The organism is Desulfobulbus rhabdoformis, from assembly GCF_016919065.1.
In the GTDB taxonomy this organism is placed as follows: domain Bacteria; phylum Desulfobacterota; class Desulfobulbia; order Desulfobulbales; family Desulfobulbaceae; genus Desulfobulbus; species Desulfobulbus rhabdoformis.
This window is the reverse complement of sequence record NZ_JAFFQA010000048.1, coordinates 1-22,182: the sequence shown is the minus strand read 5'-3', so window position 1 is coordinate 22,182 and position 22,182 is coordinate 1. Positions and strand designations below refer to the sequence as shown.

The window sequence follows — 22,182 nt, the reverse complement described above, 5'->3', positions numbered from 1 at the left end:
GTATCAGAGGAGAGGAAAGTCTCTGGCAGGGGAATGGTTGTGCAATACAGCAGGGATCAGCCGCCACCGATGTTGGGAAAGATAGCAACCTGATCTCCTTCTACAGGGACCTGTTTGAGTTCGCAATGCCGGGAATTGATCATAAGCACCCCAAGCTCATCAAGAGGTATTCCCAAGGAGACTATGATATCTTCAACAGTGGTGTCATCGGGAAACTCCATCTGCTGTTGCTTAAAGCGGTTATCACGAAAGTAGGCAAAGAGTTTGACCGTCAATTGCATAGGAGCCTGTGTATACGAAAAGGTGGAGGTTTTATCCAGATTCTAAAATACAGCCCCTCACCGAATACACGATGAGGGGCATATACACAAAGGAAAAGCAGAGACCGCTCTTAGAAATCCCAGAAAGAGTCGATAGCCTCGTCAGTGATATCCCAGACAACGTTGTGCGGTGCAATGGGTTCTTTAGAAAAGAATTCAGGCAGACGGTCGTCTTTGTTGGTGAAACCGGCAGCCAGGTTGAATTCGTGCTCGGTTTTCAGAATGTATTTACCCAGATTGGTAACATCGTCGGCGGTAAGGCCGATACCAAAACGTGCGTTGATCAGATCGATCAATGCGGGCAGACAGGTGGCATCATCCAAGGCTGCAAAGGCGATAAACAGGCACATACCTGTGGAGTCAATGGCAGCGGTTGCGATCTGCAGGTTACGGGACAACTCGACCTGACCTTCTTTGCTGAGCGGATCAAGGGAACCACCAACACCAAGGATGTTGGTCGCAATGGTGTAGCCCATGGTATGATCTGCGCCCTGAGTGGAAGTTGCGTAGGTAATACCGATACCTTTAATGGCGCGCGGGTCGTACGCGGGGATGGCCTGATTTTTAACAACCGGCACACGGGTCACACCGTAGGCTTTACCAACGGAACCTGCTCCGTTACCAATTATACGTCCCAAGGGGGTGCCTTTGGCAACGTCCTCATTGAGGATACGAAGAACACCGTCACCGTCGCCGAAATTAAGCACGCCACCTTCCATGGCTACTGCGAAGGCAACCGGGATCTCAATGGAGTCGAGACCGAGATCATCGAGAATGTTGTCTGCCTCGGCGATCTGGTCGAGATTTTCAATGCAGCAGTCCGCACCAAATGCCCAGATGGTTTCGTACTCGAAACCCGAGGTTCTATATCCACCTTTGGCGTCCGCGTACACCTGAGAACACTGGATAACACACCCGGCGTGGCAGTTATGTTTCGGCTTGCCGCCACGGGCGACAATGGTATCGTACATGGTCTCACCAGAGATTGACTCATGTCCTTCGAACTGACCGGTGGTGAAGTTTTTGGTGGGAATACCCCCAGACTCGTTGATGATGTTTACCAGGACGTTGGTGCCGTACTGTCCCAGGGCCTGACTGATGGGATTGTCGACCAGAGACTTGGCAAAGGCGCGGTTGGCAGTTCTAAAGGCTTCGACATCTGCAATGTCAACCTTATTGGTGGTGGGCTCGATAGAGATGAATTTGATCTTTTTAGATCCCATAACCGCACCCAGACCACCACGACCGTTGGAGCGCATGTGGCTGTCAGGATCTTTAACGGAAATATTGGCCGCCGCCATCAGCATCTCACCGGCAGGACCGATGGTGATCACACCAACTTTTGCCCCAAGACGATCGTTGAGTTTCTGAACCGTTTCAAAGTTACCCAAACCGATCACTTCGGTTTCTTCTTTGATGGTGGCTCCATTCTCATCAATATGCAGACTGTACCATTTTGCCCCGTCGGCAGGTTTGCCTTCGATGATCATGGCTTTAACGCCCAGCTTTGCCAGCATCTGTGCGGAGGTACCACCGGCGTTTGCCTCTTTGATAGTACCGGTCAAGGGACTTTTTGCCCCACAGGAAAGACGACCGGAGTTTGCTGCCGGAGTTCCGGAAAGCAAACCAGGTGCAAAAACAAGTTTATTGTCTTCTCCCAGGGGGTGACAGGTGGGAACTACTTCTGCCGCAACGATGGTAGAGGTAAGACCGCGACCGCCGTGCCCCATCCAAGCTTCAGGTACATCTTCGACCTTGGTGCTGAGGTCCGACATGTTAATGCGTAAAATTTTATCAGCCATTCTCGTAAACTCCTATCTTAATAAAAGAGGCGCCGGGCGTATGAGCCCCGCACCCGTAATTGTCGACGGTATGGGTCTTGAAACAAAATCAGCAGTAATTCAACGAGTTGTCGGGTCAGATTAGCGCGAGTTCTCCGCCATGTCAACACTTGTAGGTATTGGTAATTGCAAGTAAGTTTTAGGAATCAAGGCGCAGGAACACAAGGAGTAAAGCCCCTGCGCCTCTCTTCCAAATCTTCTAGGTGTAAAAACGCGGGGCACAGTATGCGCCCCGCAACGCCAACCACAGCGTAACTCGTAAAGGGCCGGTGAATCCCGCACAGGCCAAGTTCAGGGATAACAGGGGCAGGCTCCACCAGCATTCTTCAGGTTGTTCCTGTTTTTACCAGCCGATCAGGAGAGGGGTCGGTGGCTAGAAACAACAGGAGCAACCATAAATTTTTAGTGTCTCTCAAAAAGAATGAGATCAGAGGGCATCAGGGGGATGGGGAGGGCGTCCTTCATCCCCCTGACTGTCCATTTACAGGTACTAAAAACCAGCGTACTGCTTACAGAGCAGAGGTGTAGATGGCCGCAACATCGGCATCTTTCGGGCGACGCGGGTTGGTCAGACCGCAAGCGTCTTTCTGGGCATTGGCAACCATGGTGTCGATATCGGAAGCCTTAACCTCTTTACCGTAGCGTTTGCCAAGCTCAATCAGACCGGCAGGAATACCGATATCTGCGGAAAGCTTTTTGATGGCTTCCAGAGCCAGCTCAGCAGCATCACGCGGCGCCAGACCTTCGGTGTTCTCGCCCATGAGCTGAGCGATTTTAACGAAACGGTCTATTTTAGCGATCAGGTTGAATTTCTCAACGTGGGGCAGGAGAATAGCGTTACACTCGCCATGGGGCAGATCATAGAAACCACCCAACTGATGAGCCATGGCATGTACGTGACCAAGGCTGGCGTTGTTGAATGCCATACCAGCAAGGTACTGAGCAAAACACATACCCTCACGAGCCTCGATGTCAGCACCGTTTGCAACTGCAGGACGCAGGTGTTTTGCAATCAGCTCGATGGCTTTCTCTGCAGCAGAGTCGGTCATCGGGGTAGCAATGGTGGAAACGTAGGCCTCAACAGCGTGGGTCAAGGCGTCCATACCGGTAGCAGCGGTCAGTGCAGGCGGCATACCAACCATCAGCTCAGGATCATCAACAGCGATACCCGGGGTTACGCGCCAGTCAACGATGGCCATTTTCACGTGGCGGGCCAGGTCGGTGATGATGCAGAAGCGGGTCATCTCAGAAGCGGTACCAGCAGTGGTATTGACTGCCAGGTAAGGAGGCATGGGGTTGGAAGATTTGTCCACACCCTCGAAGTCCTGAATTTTGCCGCCGTTGGCAACAACCAGGCCAACACCTTTACCGCAGTCATGGGAGGAACCACCACCCAGAGTGATCAGGGAGTCACAGCCCTCTTTTTGGTAGATGTCAACGCCGTCGTGAACGTTTTTATCGGTGGGGTTCGGGATTGTTTCGTCATAGACAACATAACCCATGCCGGCTGCATCCAGCAGATCGGTGATAACTTTGGTGATGCCTGCGCCGGTGATACCTTTATCAGTAACGATCAACGGTTTGGAACCGCCAAGCGCTTTGATTTTTGCGGGAATCTCCTTGGAAGCACCAATACCGATCAGGGTTACTGAAGGAATAAAATAACCGTATACTTCTTCACGAACTGCCATAATGAAACCATCCTTTTTAATTGAGTTTCTTCTACGTTCTGCAAAAAGTTTTCGTCACTTTGGATCCAAATTTACGCGCACCTTCACTATAGCATTTATCATGCCACTTGAAAAATATTGCAATTACAGCGAGTTAACTTGTGAGTGGAAATCGGATGGTGAAAATATGCCCCAAAACCACTGAAAAAATGCAAGTCTCCCAAGGGAAACCTCTCAAATTTTGAGACAAAACTCCCAAAAATAACCAGAAATAACGAGCAAAATGAAGGGCGGGTCAGAAAGAACCTTGTTTTTTAAACCTTGAGTAATAATGACCCGTAGATTGTGTAATATTCCGTAATGTCCAGATTTTCCTTCGTATTTTCAAGCTTTCCCCTGGTAGCTTTATGCTCCAGCGAGCTTCCCAGAGGGAGAAAGAAACACGCCTTGAGCCAGGGAAGCATCCCTTTTGACAGCGAACCACTCAACGCAGGCAGGAGCCGGTCTTGCCAAGAATGACCCAATATAAGGAAGGTAGGTTTCATCTGTTTGCCAGTGTGAAGAATTGGTGGCGTCAAACACATCATTAACCTGCAAAATGAATAACCGCGTTAAAGTATCATTTTTTGAGAGACACAGGCGGATATCAGAAAATTGAGGACAGGGACTAGATTCAGACCAATACCACCTCATTCGAACCGGGTGTTAAATTTTCACCACCCTGCTCTGTCACTAGGTAGGTATTCTCAATCCCAACCATGCCTATTCCAGGAAGAGCTTTTTTAGGCTCAACCGCTAGAATCATATTTTTTTGAAGCGGAGTAGAGATATTGGCGGCAATAACAGGGCATTCATCGACGGCCAGGCCAATGCCATGCCCCAAAAAAGGTACTTGATTGGTCCCATAGCCCATGAAATGTTGTTCAAATCCCTGGCTTTTCACCATGGTCTCCATCACTTCCGCATAGATCTCCGCCGGTATAGCTCCTGGTTTCAGGCGGCGACGAACCGCTTCCTCAACCTGCAAACAGTGCGCATGAGCCTCGAGCACCTCATCAGACAATGATCCTAAAGAAAATATACGGGTTTTATCTGTATGATAGCCGCGATAGCCAAAACCGGTGTCTATATATATAGGCTGATTCTTTTCGATCTGTGTTTTTGAGCCAACATAAGGAACCGTTGGACAGAGCCCTACAGCTCCCCCTGGTCCCATAAAGCCGGTCGGGTAATTGGCCGAATCTCCTGCGCTGATATAGCCAAGAAAAAGTTCCATGGTCGAATTTGAGAACCTGGCCATCCCTGTATACCCATATCGCATCATCGCGTGCTGAATTTCACACCCCAGTTCCCATTCGCTCATTTCTTTGTGAATCATGGTGGGAATCAGGTCATAGACCAGTTGATGATGCTCCCCTGCCCTGCGAACCAATGCCACTTCATAGTCAGATTTTACTGATCGGAGCGCGCCAACGACTCCACTAATGTCACTGAACGCTGTTTGTGGCAGGGTACGTGAGAGTGTCTTGTAAAATGAAAACTCAATATTTGATTCCATCACCCCCATTCTTTTCGTTTGTATTCCAGCCTGTTGCAGGTGATGGTTCAGTTGACTGAGCCCGGAAAGGGGCAATATGTGCTGTAAAGATGATTCAATCCGGGCACGTTCAACACTTCTCCGTACGCAAAGGAGTGGCTTCCCTACCGTTGGAAGAACAACCACTCCCTGTTGGATTGTCCCCGAGAAATAGTACATATGAATCGGATCAAAGAGAAGCGCGGCATCAAGTTCGAGGCGACGGAGTTGATCCTGCAATCTCTCTGCTCGGCCCTCAAGTTCTGTTTCGGGGACCAGTTTGTGATAATTGTTTTCTGTTGGGTCTATTGACATTTCATCCTCCTCAATTCCCTCCCCTGCATCGCGTGCGGAGGGGGAGAGTTAACGCTTTTCGTAAAGTTGAATCTGCTCTACAAGAAAATCAACGAAGGCCCTGTTTGCCTTGGAAAGATAGGCTCCCTTTTTCCAGGCAAGCATGAGATCAAGATATAGTGGCGGATCAAAGGATACTGCCGCAATTTCCTGATCATCCTCAGCCACCATGCGCAGTAAGGTCGAGATCCCTCCCCCCTGCTTAACAATTGATTTCACAAGAGAAAAAAGATTAGTTTCAAAGACGACCTCCGGCTTTATTTCGTGAATGGCCCGGAACTGCTCAAAAAGCATTTCTCGCTGATAATACCCTTTTTGGAACATGATCAACGGTTGTTGAGCAAACTCCAGCATCGAGACTGACGAACGATCCACAAAGGGGTGATTCAGCGGAACACAGGCAACAACCTCCTCCCTGAGAATATGGCGAGTTTCCATGGTCTCCGGAACATGCCCTCCGGCAATAACCCCCATATCCAAAGTGCCCTGATGTATTTTTTCCTGAATAGCCCCGGCCCCTTCACCTGAAATAATCAGGCGCAGGTTTGGATAGACGCTAGTAAATTTCTGAATCAACGTTGGGAAAAAATAGGTGGACATCATGGGGGGAATTCCAAGGCGCACCTCTCCTCGCTCTAGATCTCTGATATCGGTCATCTCTGTCAGGGCAGCCTTGACATCATCAAGGATTCTGTGGGCATGGGCAAGAAAGGCCTCGCCTTCGGACGTGAGCGTCACCTGGCGATGAGAGCGGTTAAAGAGTTTACACTCCAACTCATCTTCCAGCTTTTGAATCGATATGCTGACGGCTGGCTGGGCAATATTCAATGCACGCGCTGCCTGGGTAAAATTTTGGAGCTTTGCAATTTTTGCGAAGAATTGAAGCTGTCGTAGGTCCATAATGGCGATACAGAATAATTATTGATTCGATAATATTAATATATTTTTATTATAATAAACGAGGGAGTATGTTCAATCTCAAATCTATTTCCCGAATCACGGATTCAGGTATTTTACAGATCATGGGATACTCCAAATGCACACTACTCGTATTCAAAGTGGCACCCTTGCCTTTCGCCGGGTCAACCTCGCCCTTTTCGCCGCTGGATTTGTCACCTTTATTACCTTATATGACATGCAACCCCTGCTGCCGGAGTTTGTCCGCGAGTTTAGCATCCCACCAGCTCTGGCCAGCCTGCCCCTTTCAGCAGCCTGCTTTACTCTGGCCGTTGGGATGCTCCTTGCCGGTACGCTCTCAGAAACCCTTGGCCGCAAGTCGATAATGGTGACCTCACTGTTTTTAACCTCTATCCTTGCTCTCTGCACCGCCTGGAGTGATTCCCTGTTCTCCCTTGTTTTCCTTCGCTTTATTCAGGGAATCGTCCTTGCAGGGTTGCCTCCAGTGGCCATGGCCTATCTGGGAGAAGAAATCGAGCCCGCAACCATAGGAACGGCCATGGGGCTTTATATTAGCGGCAATGCGATAGGTGGTATGTCAGGGAGACTTTTTACAGCCACAATCACTGATTATTTTTCCTGGAATACGGCCCTCGTTTTAGTGGGACTGATTTCGCTGGGATTAAGTATCTATTTTGCTCTGCATCTTCCAGCCTCCCAGCAGTTTACAAAAAGAAATTTTGAATACCGCTACCTCTTCTCCTCGCTTTACCTAAAACTTCGGGATCCCCACCTGCTCTGTCTCTATGGAATATCCTTCTGTGTCATGGGGAGTTTTGTCACACTGTTCAATTACATTACCTTTCGTTTAATTGGACCTGTCTATGACTTGAGTCAGTCCATGGTCAGTTTAATATTTCTGACCTATCTCTTAGGGGCATATTGTTCTTCTGTAGTGAATAAAATGGTCAAGCGATATGGTCGTTTTACCACGCTTCGTTCTTGCCTGATCACCATGTTGCTCGGCCTGGTCATAACACTCTCTGCCCAACTCTTTGCTATCATATTCGGGATTGCACTTTTTACCTGTGGCTTTTTCGGTGCGCATACCAGCGGTTCCACCTGGGTGGGGCAACATGCGCAGACAGCCAAAGCTCAGGCTGCAGCACTCTATCTCTTTTTTTATTATTTGGGATCCAGCATTTCCGGGACAGTTGGTGGCTTTTGCTGGACTGGTGGCGGTTGGATGGGGGTAACTCTTTTTATAGCGGTACTGCTTGTAATAGCCTCTGGCTTAACATTAGTATTGGCGCGGCTGGGAAATGTGGACAACGCGTTGGAGTGACGGTATCCCCTCCCCTTGATCATCAAAAAGGTGTCTTCTCGAAAATTATCCGCAGAGCATAACTTGTGGAGGGCAATATATCATTTCCCTCTACAATCCTATTCATGAATATTTCCAAAATATTTTTTCACAGTCTCAATTGATATTCTCCTGTTTTGCTGCCGAAAATTTTTCTGCACAAATACCAATGACCATTACTCGGCAGCCATCCCCTCCTCACTGCATTTCTCCTTTTTTAAAAAGGTATTGTAATTTCTATTGGTTCCTGCGCAATCATCTCCTAACGCATAAACACTGCTTTCGTGCATTATCAAGTCATTAATACCAAATTATATCCGCTACGAAGCATAGGTGTTTACTATTCAAATCAGAACCTCCGCCTCTGTTTTTCCGACTTTCTCGGGCTCCAGCAGTAGTCTCCTTCTATTTTTTTTGGATTTTTATGTATAAAACTGGTAAATTTACCTAGACAAAACAGGGTAAGATCACCTATATTGCTGACCCATTACCGGCAAGACTGAAAAAATCTTCAATACTTCCGGCAAAACATGCTGACAATCTTAATAAAAGCAAATTGTTACAAATCAGTTTGCTCACTATATCCGGATATTGAGCGGGAGAAGCTCAAGATGTCAGCAAAAAACGATGCTAACGCTGAACACTGGATAAACGCGTAGAAGTGCACTGCACAGAGTGTGTTCCTTTGGGCATCAGCAGCAATGAACCTCAAATGATGGCACATCGGGAGGCCATCTCATTTTCAACCGCAAAGGATTAGATTTATGACAAAGACTCTTGTTCAAATGACTGCAGAAATCATTCAGTCCCAAATTACCAGCAAGCAGATGTCCACTGAGGAGATCAAGGCTTCACTGAATGAAACCTTCCGTACCTTGCAGTCCCTGCAGAACGCAGAGACCATTGAGCCCACTGATGCAGAGAATGGCGATGCTCCTGGCGCGCCTGCGATGGATCCTAAAAAGTCCATTCAGAAAAATAAGGTTGTCTGCCTGGAATGTGGTCAGGAGTTTAAGATGCTTTCACCCAAGCACCTGCGTTCCCACGGTCTGACCGCTAAAGAATATCGCAAGAAATACGGTTTTTCTGCTCGCCAACCGTTGTGCGCCAAGGCACTTTCGGAAAAACGCTCTCAATCGGGTAAAGAGCGAGGCATCCCTGAAAACCTTCGCATAGCAATTGAAGCACGCAAAAAGAAAAATGCCTGATTTTTTATCCTGAATCCGTGAGCACTCTTGGCGCGTCACGTTTCGCTGCGTACCATGGGGAGAAATTCTATCGGAGTCCCCCCATGGTACGCCTTGTTCCATCCACTTTTTTTACCTTTCGAAGCCTTAAATGGCTATCTCACCGGTGTCGCCCGTTCGAATTCTCACTGTTTCGTCAACCGTTGAGATAAATATTTTTCCATCACCTATTTTCCCGGTTCGAGCTTTTTCCTTTATTGCCTCAACCACCTGTGCAGACATTTCATCTGTAACCACAGTTTCTATCTTTACCTTGGGGATATAGGAGATTTCATATTCGTGCCCACGATACATGGCAACGTGTCCTTTTTGTCGGCCGTACCCTTTCACGTCAGTAATCGTCATTCCCTGGATACCTAAGGCATCCAATGCCTCACGCACCGGGTCAAGCTTAAATGGCTTGATGATTGCCTCTATTTTTTTCATGTTTCTCCCCTTTTTGTTTAGTCGTATTCCTGAATCCCCTAAAGGGCAGCGGGTGTAACTGAACAATAAATAAATTTGCAGATACTCCTTTGTCCTATTCAAAGGATACGTTGTTCAGTGCCCCTCCACCGTTACGGATTCAGGATGCTGATCCCTACTCCACAATTGCGTGCAGTGTGGAGCGCAACTCATTATGAGGAAAAGCAATAGCGGTGCCACTGGTCAAAAAGAATGACATTTTTCCTAACCTCCCGATTAAAAGAGAGAATTCTACACACTTGTGCAAAACACGTATTGACCGAGGCTACCATTTTGTCGACACTCTCCACACTCCTGTTAAAGAGTCTTGCAAAAATCAAAGAAAGTTTCTTCGATGAGACAGATGCGTCCAAAGCCATTTTTCAATGGAAATAATTGGTAGGATTGTCCCCGCTACCAACAGGGCGCTTCCAAGCTGAACCGGCGAGAGTGGGGTTGAATGAAAAATGTTCTGTAATAGGGGCAGGTAAAGAAAGAAGGCCTGAAGGAGGAGAACAATGCCGATACCAGGAAAAACAGTCTTATTACTAAAGAAACCTATTTTTGTAATGGAACGGGTCAATGAACGGCAGTGGAGCATATAAAAAATCTGAAAGAAGATAACAAAGCTCACAGCAGCACTTTGTGCTTGAGCAAGGGCGTGATCCTCCGCCACTGCCCCCAATGCGCCACTATAGGTCAAATGAAACACACCAATGGTTCCTGCGGTCATTAAAACTGAAACCAAAATTACCCGAAATAAGACAAATGGACCAAACAGCGGTGTGTTAGGATTCCGTGGCGGCCTTTGCATGATATCAGACTCTTTCACCTCAAAAGCAAGCGGCAACGCCAGAGCGACTGCTGCAACCAGGTTAATCCAGAGCAGTTGCGTGGGCAACATGGGCAGCATCAATGTTTTTGTATGGGGATCAAACGGAAAAAAGAGAATGCCATAGATCAGAATAAGGGCAAGCCCAAGGTTTGTGGGTAAAAGAAATGCCAACGATTTAACGAGGTTGTCATAAACCCGTCGCCCCTCTTCCACTGCCGCGCTTATCGAGGCGAAATTGTCGTCAGCCAGCACGATATCAGCGGATTCTTTGGAGACATCCGTACCGGTTATCCCCATGGCAACACCGATATTGGCCTGTTTCAAAGCAGGTGCATCGTTCACCCCATCACCGGTCATGGCAACGATGGCTCCTTCCTCCTGCAGGGCCTGCACGAGACGGAGTTTATGCTCCGGGGCAACACGGGCAAAGATATGGTGCTTCTGGGCCAGCGCCGCCAGTGTGGGCGTTGTCATGTTGGCCAGTTCAGATCCAGCAACCGCCTCATCCTCCTGTGCCAGGTTCAACTCTCTGCCTATGGCTGCAGCCGTTACCTTATGGTCGCCGGTTATCATCTTGACCTGAATACCTGCCTGGTGACAGGCCTTAATTGCAGCAATAGCCTCGCTCCGGGGAGGATCGATCATGCCAAACAGTCCGACAAAGGAAAAGCCAGACTCAGGAATCTCTTCGGGCAGCGATTCCCCCTGGGGCCATTGTTTCCTGGCCACTGCCAGAACCCGCAGACCGGAGGCCCCCATTTCCCTGATAACTGCACCAATTTGATCAGAAGGAAACGGTGCTTCGTCAAAGACACATCGTCGCAAGACAACCTCGGGTGCCCCTTTGAGAATAGCCATTGGCTGTTCTCCTCCGTGCAGTGTGAGCATTGCCTGGGCCTGCGATGAAAAGGGAATGACATCTAACCGAGGGGCCGTCTCCTGCAAGATCTCTTGAGTCACACCTGCTTTAACTGCGGCGACAATCAGTGCCGCCTCTGTTGGGTCTCCATTTATCCGCCAGCCTCCACCATGAAACTGCAAAGAGGCATCGTTGCACAGGGCACCGCAACGCAAAAGGGTCATCAATTCATCTGGGAGATGATCCACCTGTTTCCCATCGACGCGTAAGGTTCCCTCCGGGACATATCCGATACCACCGAGCAGACAGCGATGATGTGGACTGACCAGCTCTGTCACGGTCATCTCGTTGCAGGTCAGCGTACCGGTCTTATCGGAACAGATCACCGTGGTTGAACCAAGGGTCTCCACGGCCGGAAGATGGCGAATTATTGCGTTTCTGGCAGCCATCCGCTGCACCCCAATGGCCAGAGCGATGGTGACCACTGCCGGGAGTCCCTCCGGTATTGCTCCAACAGCAAGGGCTATTGCAAAAATGAGCGTTTCTCTGAGTGCCTCAAACAGGGGAATCCCCATTCCCAGTGAGCGCTGCATACCGATCGCAAGAATAATTGCTGAAAGCCCAACGATGGCGACCGTAATCCAAGCACTGACCTGAGCAAGTTTTTTGGTCAGAGGCGTGTCAAGATCAACCGCAGTATCCAGCATATTCGAAATCTGCCCGAGTTCCGTTGCCATGCCCGTACTCACGACCAGGCCAGTCGCGGTACCCGCGCTTACAAGGGTTCCGCTAAAGACCATGCAGCGACGATCCCCTAGGACTGCGGTTTCCTCAACTGAGTCCAAAGTCTTTTCTACGGGAATCGATTCTCCTGTCAGGGCTGCCTCTTGCACCTGCAGGTTTTTCACAGAGAGAAGACGCATGTCCGCAGGCACACTGTCGCCCGCTGCCAATTGAACGACATCTCCAGGAACTAGCGAACGCGCATCCAGGCCTTGCACACGCCCATCACGCAGCACCTGGGTCATTTTCGGCACCATATCCGAGAGCGCCTCAATGGCACGCCCGGCTTTAAATTCCTGGATAAAGCCGATAATGGAATTTATGACGACAACCGAAAGCACGACCGTGCCATCTGTAATTTTCCCTAATACAACCGCAAGGATTCCAGATCCAAGCAAAACCCAGATAAGCGGGGTATTGATCTGCCGCAGAAGCAGTTTTATGGGGCTGTCTCTGGATGTGCTTTTAAGAACGTTTGCTCCAAACTTTGCAAAACGCTGGCGTGCATCCTGGGAGCTTAAACCTTCGGGGCGGGACTGCAGCGCACTCAAGAGTTCCTCTGGAGTACAGGCATGGAAGGCCTTGGACGATTGCTCTGATGTAGGCATGATTTATCAACAAGGAAAAGGAAGGTGAGTAATTGTTCTGTAGGGGGAAATCCCATCTAACTCCCTATTTACATTAAACATTGATTATAATCACGCAAGTATTATCCGCTGTGCAGTCTTCTTTTATTTCTGGGCAATCTCCCTGTCTCTTCTCTGCATGAGACCTGAAGCACCTGGCAGGCAAGGTTTTTTCCTCTTCCACTTTTCTCCGCAAAGATGATACAAAAATATTAGTTTTTACCTGAAACCGTGAGCATGCATTGGTGGGACAGCTTCGTTGTATGTGGCATGCTGACCTCACGAGACCGATACGCCGACAGAAGTTGTAACAAATCAAATTCCCAAAAATCCCGTTCCATTGCCATTTTACCTTTGGCAAGGATCCCGGAGGATAAGAATGGATCAGGCCAACGCCGCCGATAGAACTGTCCAACTCACAGAATTGCTCCATAGCTCTCTTGCGCGGCTTGCGGCATCCGTCAACATGGGGGTTGCTCTCTTTGGTTGCGACGGATCTCTGATCGACTCCGTACACTGGTCACAAACATGCGAACCAACGTTCGGAGAAATTTCTACAAATGAATGCTTCTCCACACGTCCTCACCCCAAAACTACAACCGATCCGGTAGTCACTCCTTCGAGGTGCACTGCAGGATATAACTTCATTTCTGCCCCCATTCTTTCCGGACAAAATCAGTTTGCCATTCTCATTATCGGCCCCTTTCTCCTGACCGAATCACTCCGGACAAGGCAAGAGGACACCTTCCCTCCCCTCTGCACAGCGCTCCAATGCCCTCGAAGTATTTCGGCGGCAGAACAACCGTGGATGTCGGATCTCCTTACAGTCACTGCTGAAATGATAGGGTTGAAGGTTGATACAATTGCGCATGAACGGACAACGCAGAAATTGAAAGAAAGCCACAGGCAACTCCAAGGTTTTTTTCAGGCCGCCCCCCTTGGCCTTATCGTCTCGTATAACAAAAACCTGATAAAGACCAATGCAAAATTTTGTGAGATCACAGGCTATGCTGCCGATGAACTGATCAATCGTCCCGGTCGTCGTTTTTACCAGTCAGATCAGGAGTATGCGCGGGTTAACAGGGAGCTGGCGCAACATATGTGGCAGGCAGGCAGGATGGGCTACGCCGAAACAAAATGTATCCGTAAGGATGGTTCGATCCGTGACATAGCACTGTTCACCGCCCCCATTGACCCGCAAGACAGAAAGAGCGGAGCGGCGGTTGTCGTTCAGGATATCACCATACAAAAAGCCAATAAAGAAGCGCTGCGGACAAGCAGAGATAAACTGGAAAGTCTGTTTCGAGCCGTCCCTGTAGGATTGGCGATCATACGTGAGCGTCATTTTCATGCGGTCAATGAGCAGATGTCGGCCATAACCGGCTATGACCAAGACGAGCTGATTCTCATGCATCTTCGTCAGCTCTATGAAACCCACGATGAATATACCAGGGTTGGCGAGGCGCTTTACACAACACTATGGCAAAGCGGAAGAACGGATGTGGAGACAAAAATACTCCGGAAAGAAGGCACCTTTCGGGACGTCCATATATCCATGACCCCGATTGACATTGAAAATCACGAGGCGGGCGTGGCCGCCTCATGTGTTGACATCACAGAGCGCAAAAAAAATGAACGGATTTTGCAGCGCCATAGAGGCATGCTGCAGAGTCTTTTCAATGCCGTTCCCGTGGGTCTGGCCATTATAAAAAATCGCACCATTGCCGCAATTAACAAACCTCTTGCCAATCTGCTCGGCTATCCAAAAGAGGATCTTATTCATGTTTCGACACGAAAATTTTATACGAGCAATGAAGAATTTTATCGTGTGCGAGAAGAACTATATGGAAAGCTTTGGCGTAACGGGCGGCATCATCATGTCGAGACCCAGCTTGTCTCCGCCGACGGAGCCATACACCCAGTTTCTCTTTTTGCTGCCGCAATAGACCCCAGTGATCCCGAGGCGGGAGCCGCTGTGGCCATCTACGATCTGACTGAGCAGAGAAATACACAAAAGCAACTGCAATTCAATGAAGATCGATTTCGCACTATTGCCGATTTTACAGGTCAGCTCCTCTATGATTACGATATTAAGAGTGGAGAGATAATCTGGACGGGCAGAACAGCGGACATGACAGGCTTCCCCTTAACCGAACTCAATCAATTGGGAATTGAAGGCTGGTTCAACCTGGTTCACCCTGCTGATCGTGGAGATGTTATGGAGGAGCTGGAGGCCGCGATTAAAGAGCACAGGTTGTTTCAAAGTGCCTACCGGTTGCAAAAAGCTGATTCCTCCTACATCCATCTGGAGGAAGAAGGGGTTCCATTTTACGATGCTCGCAATAACCCCAAACATATGATTGGCATTATTCGTGATGTGACCAGCCGTGTTGAGATGGAACAGGAGCTTATTGCCAGTGAAAACCGGTACCGGACCCTGTTTGAAGCGGCTGGAAATGCAATTATCGTCTTTCATGATGATATTATAATAGATTGCAATCAACAGGCTCTTCAAATTTTCCGCTGTAGCCGTGAAGAGCTCCTTGGGTTGACCCCCCTCGCCCTTTCTCCCGAACTCCAGTCGGACGGCATCCCCAGCCAGTATAAGATTGACAAGAACAATAGCGAAATCGAACAGGGGACCCTGCAAAAATTTGAATGGCTTTATCAACGGTTTACGGGAGAACTCTTTGAAGCCGAGGTCTATCTCAATCCCTTTGAGTATTCTGGAATGCTATGCATCCATGCCAGCTTACGGGATATAACTTACCGAAAAGAGGCAGAAAAAGCCCTAAGGGAAAGTGAATACAGGTTCCGATCCTTTTACAATACCAACCCGGAAGGTATTGTCCTTTTAGATTTTGAAGGGGTGATACTCGACACGAATAGGGCTTTTCTTCGAGAGAGTGGGTACCGACTCGATCAATGTGTGGGCCACCATTTCAAGGAATTTCTCTTGGATGAGTATGACCAGGCTCGTATCGTTGAAGCATTTGTTTCTCTGAAAGCCGGAATAGCCAACACTGTCCCCCTTGAATTTTCATATAAAAATGCCAACGACACCTTGATCCCCGTCTCTGCAAAAGGATGGCTGGTCGTGGACAATATGAGTCAGCCCATGTATATCGGTATTTTTATCAAAAACCTGTCCGTGGAGAAAGCGCTGAGCCGTGAAAAGGCCGCACTTGAAAAGCAGATCATTCAAGCGCAAAAATCCGAGGCCATAGGCACACTTGCCGGAGGCATCGCCCATGACTTCAATAATATCCTTGGTGGGATTATTGGCTACACTGAGTTGGCCTTGCTGAAAATGGAGCCCGACGAGGAGAATTCCACCCGTCAATACCTACAGCGTGTGCTGGAAATAGGTCATCGCGCCAAAGATCTGGTCCAGCAAATATTACGCTTCAGTCGCAACTCTGGAACCAGGGTTGAGCCCATAAACTTGATCCCGATCGTTAAGGAATCTACTCGCTTGCTTCGCTCCACCATACCAAGCACTATCACCATCCAAAAAAACTTCAATATCGAAGATGATCAAATCCTCGGTGATGCCACCCAAATACACCAGGTGCTGATGAACCTGGCGACCAACGGTTACCATGCAATGAAAAAAACCGGTGGCACCCTGACCATCGGCCTTGAAAAAGTTCGCCTTGAGCGTTGCAAACGTTTTTTAACCATGGAAATTCCACCTGGCGAGTATATCAGACTCAGCATCCAGGATACGGGTGCAGGGATGTCAAACACTGTCCTTGAACGCATTTTTGAACCCTATTTTACCACCAAAAATGTCAATGAAGGAACTGGCCTTGGGCTTGCCGTCACTCTGGGTATTGTCAAAGGCCATAAGGGGCTCATTGAGGTGGAAACAGAACTCGGTGCAGGAACCTGTTTTTCACTCTACCTGCCTCGGTCCACCGCAGAGATCATTCAAAATCAAACAAATGATCAGCGTCTTCCCCTGGGGCACGGGGAGCGTATTCTGGTTGTTGATGATGAAGAATACTTTCGTGAAATAATTCGTGAAGGATTGAGCCTGCTTGGCTATGTGGTCGATATGCAGTCAAGTAGCCCGCAGACCCTACAGGCCTTTGAAAACGATCCCCTGGGGTACAACCTGCTCATTACTGACTTGACCATGCCTGAACTCACAGGCACCCAGTTGGCCCGCCGGGTACTTGCTCTTAACCCAGACCTGCCCATCATCCTCTGTACCGGTTTCAGCGAAACTGTTACCGAAGAAAATGCTTCTCACTTCGGCATTGCTCAGTTACTGTTAAAACCCATAAATATAGAGGAAATGGCTACGGCTGTGCGCAAGGTACTCGACGCAGCCGGTACAATAAACACCAACTGAGCCCCACCCGTCTGCACTGCGGTGCTGACAGATTTTCCGGGGATGGGGTCCCTGTATCCGTCACGAGAACGACCATGACCCAGCCAAGCGATACCGTTTACTACAAACCCCTTCCATTAGGGAGTGACGCAGCCTTACGCCGCCGCTATATAGTGGTGGATGCCCCCTTACCCGGCAACATGCGCTTTGGCCTGTTACTGGAGATTTTAGACAAGGTTGCCGAGGAGGCAGCGCTTGCCTATGTGAACCGGTTTCATCCCTCCGCCCGTGTCGTTACCGCAGCGATTGATACTATTGTGATACGTCAACCGGTTGATGTGAGCAGGGATCTCACCTTTGCCGCCACCATCAATCATATTGGACGCAGTTCTCTTGAAATAGGCATTCGAGTGGAACAACCGGGAGCCACAAACAATCATATAGCCTCCTGTTATTTCACCATGGTGGCACGTTCCGGTTACGGAGAGGATGTCAGTTCCGTTGCCCTGCCCCCCCTTGAGTACGTGAGCCCGCTTGAGCGCAGACGGGCCGGGAAAGCTCTGGCCAGGCGGGAAGAATACCGTCACCAGCAGGCTGCCCTGCATGAACCTCCCAGCCGTCAGGAGTGGGAACGACTCAACCAGCTCCATGGCAGCCAGGATGGAGCCGGATTTTCCGGGCTGCTTTGCGCCAATCTGGTGGCCGATGCCTGGGAACGCACCTACCCCGATCAGGAGAATGTCCCCTTTACTGTTTTTGGCGGGTACCTCATTCGTCGGGCCTTTGAGCTCAGTTCGATTTGTTCAGAACTGGTCGCCCCTAATCGTTCGATCATCGCCGGAGTCAATCGCATTAATTTTTTCCATCCGGTGCGTATGGGTGACAAGCTCCATTTCACCTCACGGGTGGTGTACACCGACGATTCTTACATCTGTGTCGAAGCGGGCATTGAGCGTATCAGCCGCGATCGCAAAGCCAAAGCGCTTTCCAATTCCTGCCTCTTCACCTTTGCCAATATCGACGGCGATCTCAACCATCTTCCCGTCCCTGAGGTCTATCCCACGACCTATGCTGAAGATGCACGCTATTTAGCTGCCCATCGCAGTCTGAATATGCTGCTTCGCTTTGAACAGGTCATATAACGACGAAGGGAATACAGGGGCTCGTTGCCCCACCGGTGTTATTTTAGATTCACCTCAAGGAGTAAGGAGTCGCTTTACCTGGATAATTTCTTTCTCGGTGCAATTTCGATATTTTTTTCCTTATCTCAACTTAACCCCCTGAAAAATGCAGAAAAAAGAGATCAATTCTTCTTGCTCTTTTGATTTGATGCACTATTATTTGCTTGTTGTGAGCCATGCGTGAGAAGTTAATCACATGAACACGCATCTCTTTACGGACAAGGCAATTATCGAGGGACTGCAGGCACAGGCCCGCTCCTTAGGCGCATCCGCAACCGGACTTCTCCAGACAGAGCAAGTTGTCATTCAAGCCCGTTTTGCTCAAATGTGTGCCGGTCCCCCATCCTGCCCCAGCTACGGCCTCGCACCGGGTTGCCCGCCCCATGCACCCTCCTCCGAGGACTTCCAACAGCTGCTGCAGTCTTTCAACACCGCTCTCGTCTTTAAGATCGATGCGCCTGTGAAGGATCTGATGGGGGAAAGGCGACTATCTCTTGCCCGCACTATTCACCGCATTGCTGCTACCTTGGAACGATCCGCATTAAGCCGTGGAATAAATAAAGCCAAGGCCATGGCGGCGGGCTCCTGTAAGGAACTCTTCTGCGATGATATAGAGACCTGCGTGGTCTTGGCAAACAGTGCCCCGTGCCGCTTTCCTGATTTGGCCCGTCCATCTCTTTCAGCGGTTGGGGTGGATTTTGCTGCTCTGGCTCACCAGTTCGGCTGGTCATTTGGAAAACTGACCAAAACAAATATAGCTAATCAGAACTCAGAAATGGGACTCATGGCCGGTTTTGTTTTGCTGGGCTGATGCCTGTGGTTCCGTGCCGTTATCCCCGGGTGGTTTGCGGCAATATGTAGGCAGGCTGATGTTTTGCTCGTTTTAACCACAGTCACTTTAACGGCGTTCCTTTTGCTTCAGGAGTGGGGCTTAAAAACTCCTCTGCCCAGGGACTTGTCGACAAACCTGACTTGGTTTTAATCCCTCAACAATCAACATGCCCCGATAGAAGTAATAAGGTTATTTTTTTATCCATATTCTTGCACCATCTGCATAATTGATCCGGCACGTGTCCAGGCTGAAGAAAGAACAACAGCTTTTATTGAAGGATCTCCAATTATGCATTCAGAAGCACTTGAAAATACAGAAGACCGTGAACTCAACCGCTGCATTTATGTAGTGGAACAGACCCGTTTAAGCCTGATAAAATGGCAACGAAAATACGGGATGGAATTCGAACAAGCGGTGATAGCAGCCGGTGAAAACCGACTGTGTATTCCAGATAACGAACTGGCCCAATGGCAGGATGATGTGGCCACTCTCCCACAATGGGAACAACGTCTGCAGCACTATCGGGTCGCCTCAATTAGCGCCTGATTGCAGCTTATTATATCTCACCCAGGGCGACTTCCGTTGCCCTGGGTTTTCTTTTTGCTCACTGAACATTGTAATTTCCCGAATCAGTGAGGATTTCCCCCCTGATCGGAAGTAACCTCCCCCTTCCCCCATCTCCGAGTTTATCTTTCCCTCTTTCAATGTTGAATTTTGCCCATTGCGATCGTCTCGATCTGGCTGGGACGCACCAGCTCACAAACCATCTTGCCGCGAAAATAAACAAAAAGAGAGCCCTACCACCTCCCAAAGTCCGCGTATCCATTACAAAGAAGCCTGGGCAGGGGTTATTTTGTTACGTAACGTTACGCTTGTTACTAAACGAATTCCAGCGGCCACAAAACAACGACTCAACCAACTGTTTTTGCATAAAATATTGATGAACAACAGGCGATATTCCTAACAAAGGACCGTATATTGCCAAAGGGAATCAAGGTGCAAGGAGACAGTTGCCATGACAACAATCAGCTCAACCGGAACCGTATCATTTTCCGGTCTCGCCAGTGGGATTGATACTGATTCAATTATCGAGTCGATCATTGAGGTGGAAAGTGCGCCGAAAACCCTGCTTGAAGATAAGATAGAATATCTCGAGGCGCAGCAGGAAACCTACGACGATTTCAACACGCTGCTCGATGAGTTCTACAACACAGCCTTAGGCCTCAACAGTGAAAACGATATTAAATCCTTTGAGGTCAGCAATTCCGGTGAAAGTTACTTTAGTGTATCCACAAGTTCTTTGAGCAGTGAGGGATCCTATTCCGTTGAAGTCGTCAGCCTGGCACAGCAACAAAAGGATGTCAGTACCAGCTACATCGAAGATACCGATAGCACAAGCATAACTGGCTCTTTCACCCTGAGCGACGACGATGAAAGCACCGAAGACGTGGTTATCGAGTATGAGGGAACACTTGAGGATGTGGTGAGCATGATTAACGATGGGGACTACGGCCTTACCGCCGAAATCATTAATGACGGCTCAGGTGATGGCTACAGGCTCATGCTCAAGGCGGATACCGCCGGCGAAGAAATTGATATCGTCTCCAACGTTGAGGGTGATATTCAAATTGATACCGTAACCAATGGACATACCGTGGACGCCAGCAACGCTGAGGTTAAAGTCGACGGCGTGACCTATTACAGCTCTTCTAACACCCTCACCTCTGCCATCAAAGGAGCAACACTGACCCTGAATGATATCAGTGACGGCACAACCAGCAAGGTTTCCATTGAATCCTCTGCAGAAGATGAAATTATCTCCAAGATGGAAGAATTAGTCGATGCCTACAATGCGATAGATGAATATGTAGATACGGTTTACGCCTCTGATTCGACACTTGGCAATTCCCTTAAAACGGTACAACGCAGTCTGCGCAACTATCTCACCAGCGACGCACTGGTCAACGCGGGAATTGAAACCGACTGGGAAACCGGTGAACTCACCTTTGATACCGATGTGTTCAGCGAGGCCTATGAAGCTGATACAGAGGGAATGATTACTTCGCTTTTTGGTGATGACGACAATGAAGGGATCATGACCACCCTGGATGACTATCTTACTGAGCTGATGAGTTCAAGCGAAGGTTTTCTTGCGACAAAAACCGACAAGATTGACGAGGAAACTGAACGGCTGGAAGACAGCATTACCGCCATGGAAACACGGCTTGAAAAACGCCAGGAACTGCTGGAAACACAATTTGCGGCCATGGAAGAACTGATCAGTTCCCTGAACTCCACGGGTGATTATTTGACGAGTTTCTTCGAGGACTACAACAGTTCATCATAAAACCTGGATCCGTGAGCATTCATCGGCGGATGAAACTGAACAATACATGAAGTTGCAGAAAAATCTTCGCCTCATTAAAAGGTTATGCTGTTCAGTGCCAACACGACGTCACGGATTCAGGAAAAAGTCAGCAGAGAGCAGATTTCAAGGCTCTTCCAGGGATGGAAGGGATTTTTTATTTTCAGCAAATTACAAGGATGAAATTGTATAATTCATGTCACACAACTTCGGTACCACATTAAAGGGATAAGCCCACTGAATCAGTGGCGTAACAGTACTTGGGCAGCCAAGAATATGTAACGTTATTTTGCACTAGTTAACGGATACTTTACAGTCGAACGAAAAAAATAGCTTAAAATGAGTAGTAAGTAAAGAAGACCTTCTTTTTTAAAAAAAATGGTCATATTGTTCTTGTCTTTTCTTTGCTTATGTTTGCGGGTTGTAGGCACATTTTAGTGCAGTGCCTGAGATAATATCACGCAATTTCAATGTGATAAAATTTCACGCGTGGTGAAAATCTCAAAATCTGTGGGCACACGCTAAGCGATATTTCAGTTGAAATACGCGAATTAACACGCTAACGTGGTGGGCAGTCATGTATCTGCGAACCACGAAACGAAAAAACAAGAACGGCACCGTTACCGAGTATCTCCAACTCGCCCACAACG

Annotated in this window: 14 protein-coding genes; 7 read left to right on the top strand and 7 right to left on the bottom strand. The window is 48.7% G+C overall.

The window, feature by feature from the left end; all coding sequences use genetic code 11:
- Positions 1-56: 56 nt before the first annotated feature.
- From JWJ90_RS18970 to JWJ90_RS18950, 5 genes are all read right to left on the bottom strand, one after another.
- Positions 57-281 (bottom strand): MoaD/ThiS family protein, encoded by a 225-nt coding sequence (locus JWJ90_RS18970; protein ID WP_205228812.1) that lies wholly within the window; start codon positions 279-281, stop codon positions 57-59.
- A 110-nt stretch (positions 282-391) separates the two neighbouring features.
- Complete coding sequence (locus JWJ90_RS18965; protein ID WP_205228811.1) at positions 392-2,122, bottom strand: aldehyde ferredoxin oxidoreductase family protein; 1,731 nt, start codon at positions 2,120-2,122, stop codon at positions 392-394.
- Between the two features lie 548 nt (positions 2,123-2,670).
- Entirely contained in the window at positions 2,671-3,852 is a 1,182-nt protein-coding gene (locus tag JWJ90_RS18960) for an iron-containing alcohol dehydrogenase (RefSeq protein WP_205228810.1), read from the bottom strand.
- Positions 3,853-4,504: 652 nt separating this feature from the next.
- Complete coding sequence (locus JWJ90_RS18955; protein WP_205228809.1) at positions 4,505-5,722, bottom strand: M24 family metallopeptidase; 1,218 nt, start codon at positions 5,720-5,722, stop codon at positions 4,505-4,507.
- A 48-nt stretch (positions 5,723-5,770) separates the two neighbouring features.
- On the bottom strand, positions 5,771-6,661 hold the full coding sequence (locus JWJ90_RS18950; protein ID WP_205228808.1) for a LysR family transcriptional regulator: 891 nt from the start codon (positions 6,659-6,661) through the stop codon (positions 5,771-5,773).
- 136 nt (positions 6,662-6,797) lie between these two features.
- On the opposite strand from JWJ90_RS18950, the gene JWJ90_RS18945 reads away from it, so the two are divergent.
- Both JWJ90_RS18945 and JWJ90_RS18940 read left to right on the top strand, forming a co-directional pair.
- Positions 6,798-8,003, top strand: a complete 1,206-nt coding sequence (locus JWJ90_RS18945; protein ID WP_205228807.1) for an MFS transporter — start codon at positions 6,798-6,800, stop codon at positions 8,001-8,003.
- Between the two features lie 782 nt (positions 8,004-8,785).
- Entirely contained in the window at positions 8,786-9,229 is a 444-nt protein-coding gene (locus tag JWJ90_RS18940; protein WP_205228806.1) for a Ros/MucR family transcriptional regulator, read from the top strand.
- Positions 9,230-9,355: 126 nt separating this feature from the next.
- Here JWJ90_RS18940 and JWJ90_RS18935 read toward each other — a convergent pair whose 3' ends face one another.
- Complete coding sequence (locus tag JWJ90_RS18935) at positions 9,356-9,694, bottom strand: P-II family nitrogen regulator (RefSeq protein ID WP_205228805.1); 339 nt, start codon at positions 9,692-9,694, stop codon at positions 9,356-9,358.
- Between the two features lie 355 nt (positions 9,695-10,049).
- A complete protein-coding gene (locus JWJ90_RS18930) occupies positions 10,050-12,797 on the bottom strand; it encodes a cation-translocating P-type ATPase (RefSeq protein WP_205228804.1) in 2,748 nt (915 codons plus the stop codon).
- Between the two features lie 397 nt (positions 12,798-13,194).
- On the opposite strand from JWJ90_RS18930, the gene JWJ90_RS18925 reads away from it, so the two are divergent.
- The 5 genes from JWJ90_RS18925 (at position 13,195) to fliD (ending at position 21,514) form a co-directional block, all read left to right on the top strand.
- Entirely contained in the window at positions 13,195-17,175 is a 3,981-nt protein-coding gene (locus tag JWJ90_RS18925) for a PAS domain S-box protein (protein ID WP_205228803.1), read from the top strand.
- A 74-nt stretch (positions 17,176-17,249) separates the two neighbouring features.
- The gene (locus JWJ90_RS18920; protein ID WP_205228802.1) at positions 17,250-18,296 is read left to right on the top strand and encodes a hotdog domain-containing protein; all 1,047 of its coding nucleotides are present in this window, start codon (positions 17,250-17,252) and stop codon (positions 18,294-18,296) included.
- A 235-nt stretch (positions 18,297-18,531) separates the two neighbouring features.
- Positions 18,532-19,146: a DUF2284 domain-containing protein gene (locus JWJ90_RS18915; protein WP_205228801.1), complete on the top strand. Its 615-nt coding sequence runs from the start codon at positions 18,532-18,534 to the stop codon at positions 19,144-19,146.
- A 309-nt stretch (positions 19,147-19,455) separates the two neighbouring features.
- The gene (locus JWJ90_RS18910) at positions 19,456-19,713 is read left to right on the top strand and encodes a hypothetical protein (RefSeq protein WP_205228800.1); all 258 of its coding nucleotides are present in this window, start codon (positions 19,456-19,458) and stop codon (positions 19,711-19,713) included.
- Between the two features lie 469 nt (positions 19,714-20,182).
- Positions 20,183-21,514: a flagellar filament capping protein FliD gene (gene fliD, locus JWJ90_RS18905; RefSeq protein ID WP_205228799.1), complete on the top strand. Its 1,332-nt coding sequence runs from the start codon at positions 20,183-20,185 to the stop codon at positions 21,512-21,514.
- The last annotated feature ends 668 nt before the right edge of the window (positions 21,515-22,182 follow it).

Bases quoted from the DNA above. Each gene is read 5' to 3' on its own strand.
- JWJ90_RS18950 (WP_205228808.1), bottom strand. From the start codon at position 6,661: ATGGACCTACGACAGCTTCAATTCTTCGCAAAAATTGCAAAGCTCCAA.
- JWJ90_RS18970 (WP_205228812.1), bottom strand. From the start codon at position 281: ATGCAATTGACGGTCAAACTCTTTGCCTACTTTCGTGATAACCGCTTT.
- JWJ90_RS18960 (WP_205228810.1), bottom strand. From the start codon at position 3,852: ATGGCAGTTCGTGAAGAAGTATACGGTTATTTTATTCCTTCAGTAACC.
- JWJ90_RS18930 (WP_205228804.1), bottom strand. From the start codon at position 12,797: ATGCCTACATCAGAGCAATCGTCCAAGGCCTTCCATGCCTGTACTCCA.
- JWJ90_RS18940 (WP_205228806.1), top strand. From the start codon at position 8,786: ATGACAAAGACTCTTGTTCAAATGACTGCAGAAATCATTCAGTCCCAA.
- JWJ90_RS18955 (WP_205228809.1), bottom strand. From the start codon at position 5,722: ATGTCAATAGACCCAACAGAAAACAATTATCACAAACTGGTCCCCGAA.
- fliD (WP_205228799.1), top strand. From the start codon at position 20,183: ATGACAACAATCAGCTCAACCGGAACCGTATCATTTTCCGGTCTCGCC.
- JWJ90_RS18945 (WP_205228807.1), top strand. From the start codon at position 6,798: ATGCACACTACTCGTATTCAAAGTGGCACCCTTGCCTTTCGCCGGGTC.
- JWJ90_RS18920 (WP_205228802.1), top strand. From the start codon at position 17,250: ATGACCCAGCCAAGCGATACCGTTTACTACAAACCCCTTCCATTAGGG.
- JWJ90_RS18915 (WP_205228801.1), top strand. From the start codon at position 18,532: ATGAACACGCATCTCTTTACGGACAAGGCAATTATCGAGGGACTGCAG.
- JWJ90_RS18925 (WP_205228803.1), top strand. From the start codon at position 13,195: ATGGATCAGGCCAACGCCGCCGATAGAACTGTCCAACTCACAGAATTG.
- JWJ90_RS18935 (WP_205228805.1), bottom strand. From the start codon at position 9,694: ATGAAAAAAATAGAGGCAATCATCAAGCCATTTAAGCTTGACCCGGTG.
- JWJ90_RS18910 (WP_205228800.1), top strand. From the start codon at position 19,456: ATGCATTCAGAAGCACTTGAAAATACAGAAGACCGTGAACTCAACCGC.
- JWJ90_RS18965 (WP_205228811.1), bottom strand. From the start codon at position 2,122: ATGGCTGATAAAATTTTACGCATTAACATGTCGGACCTCAGCACCAAG.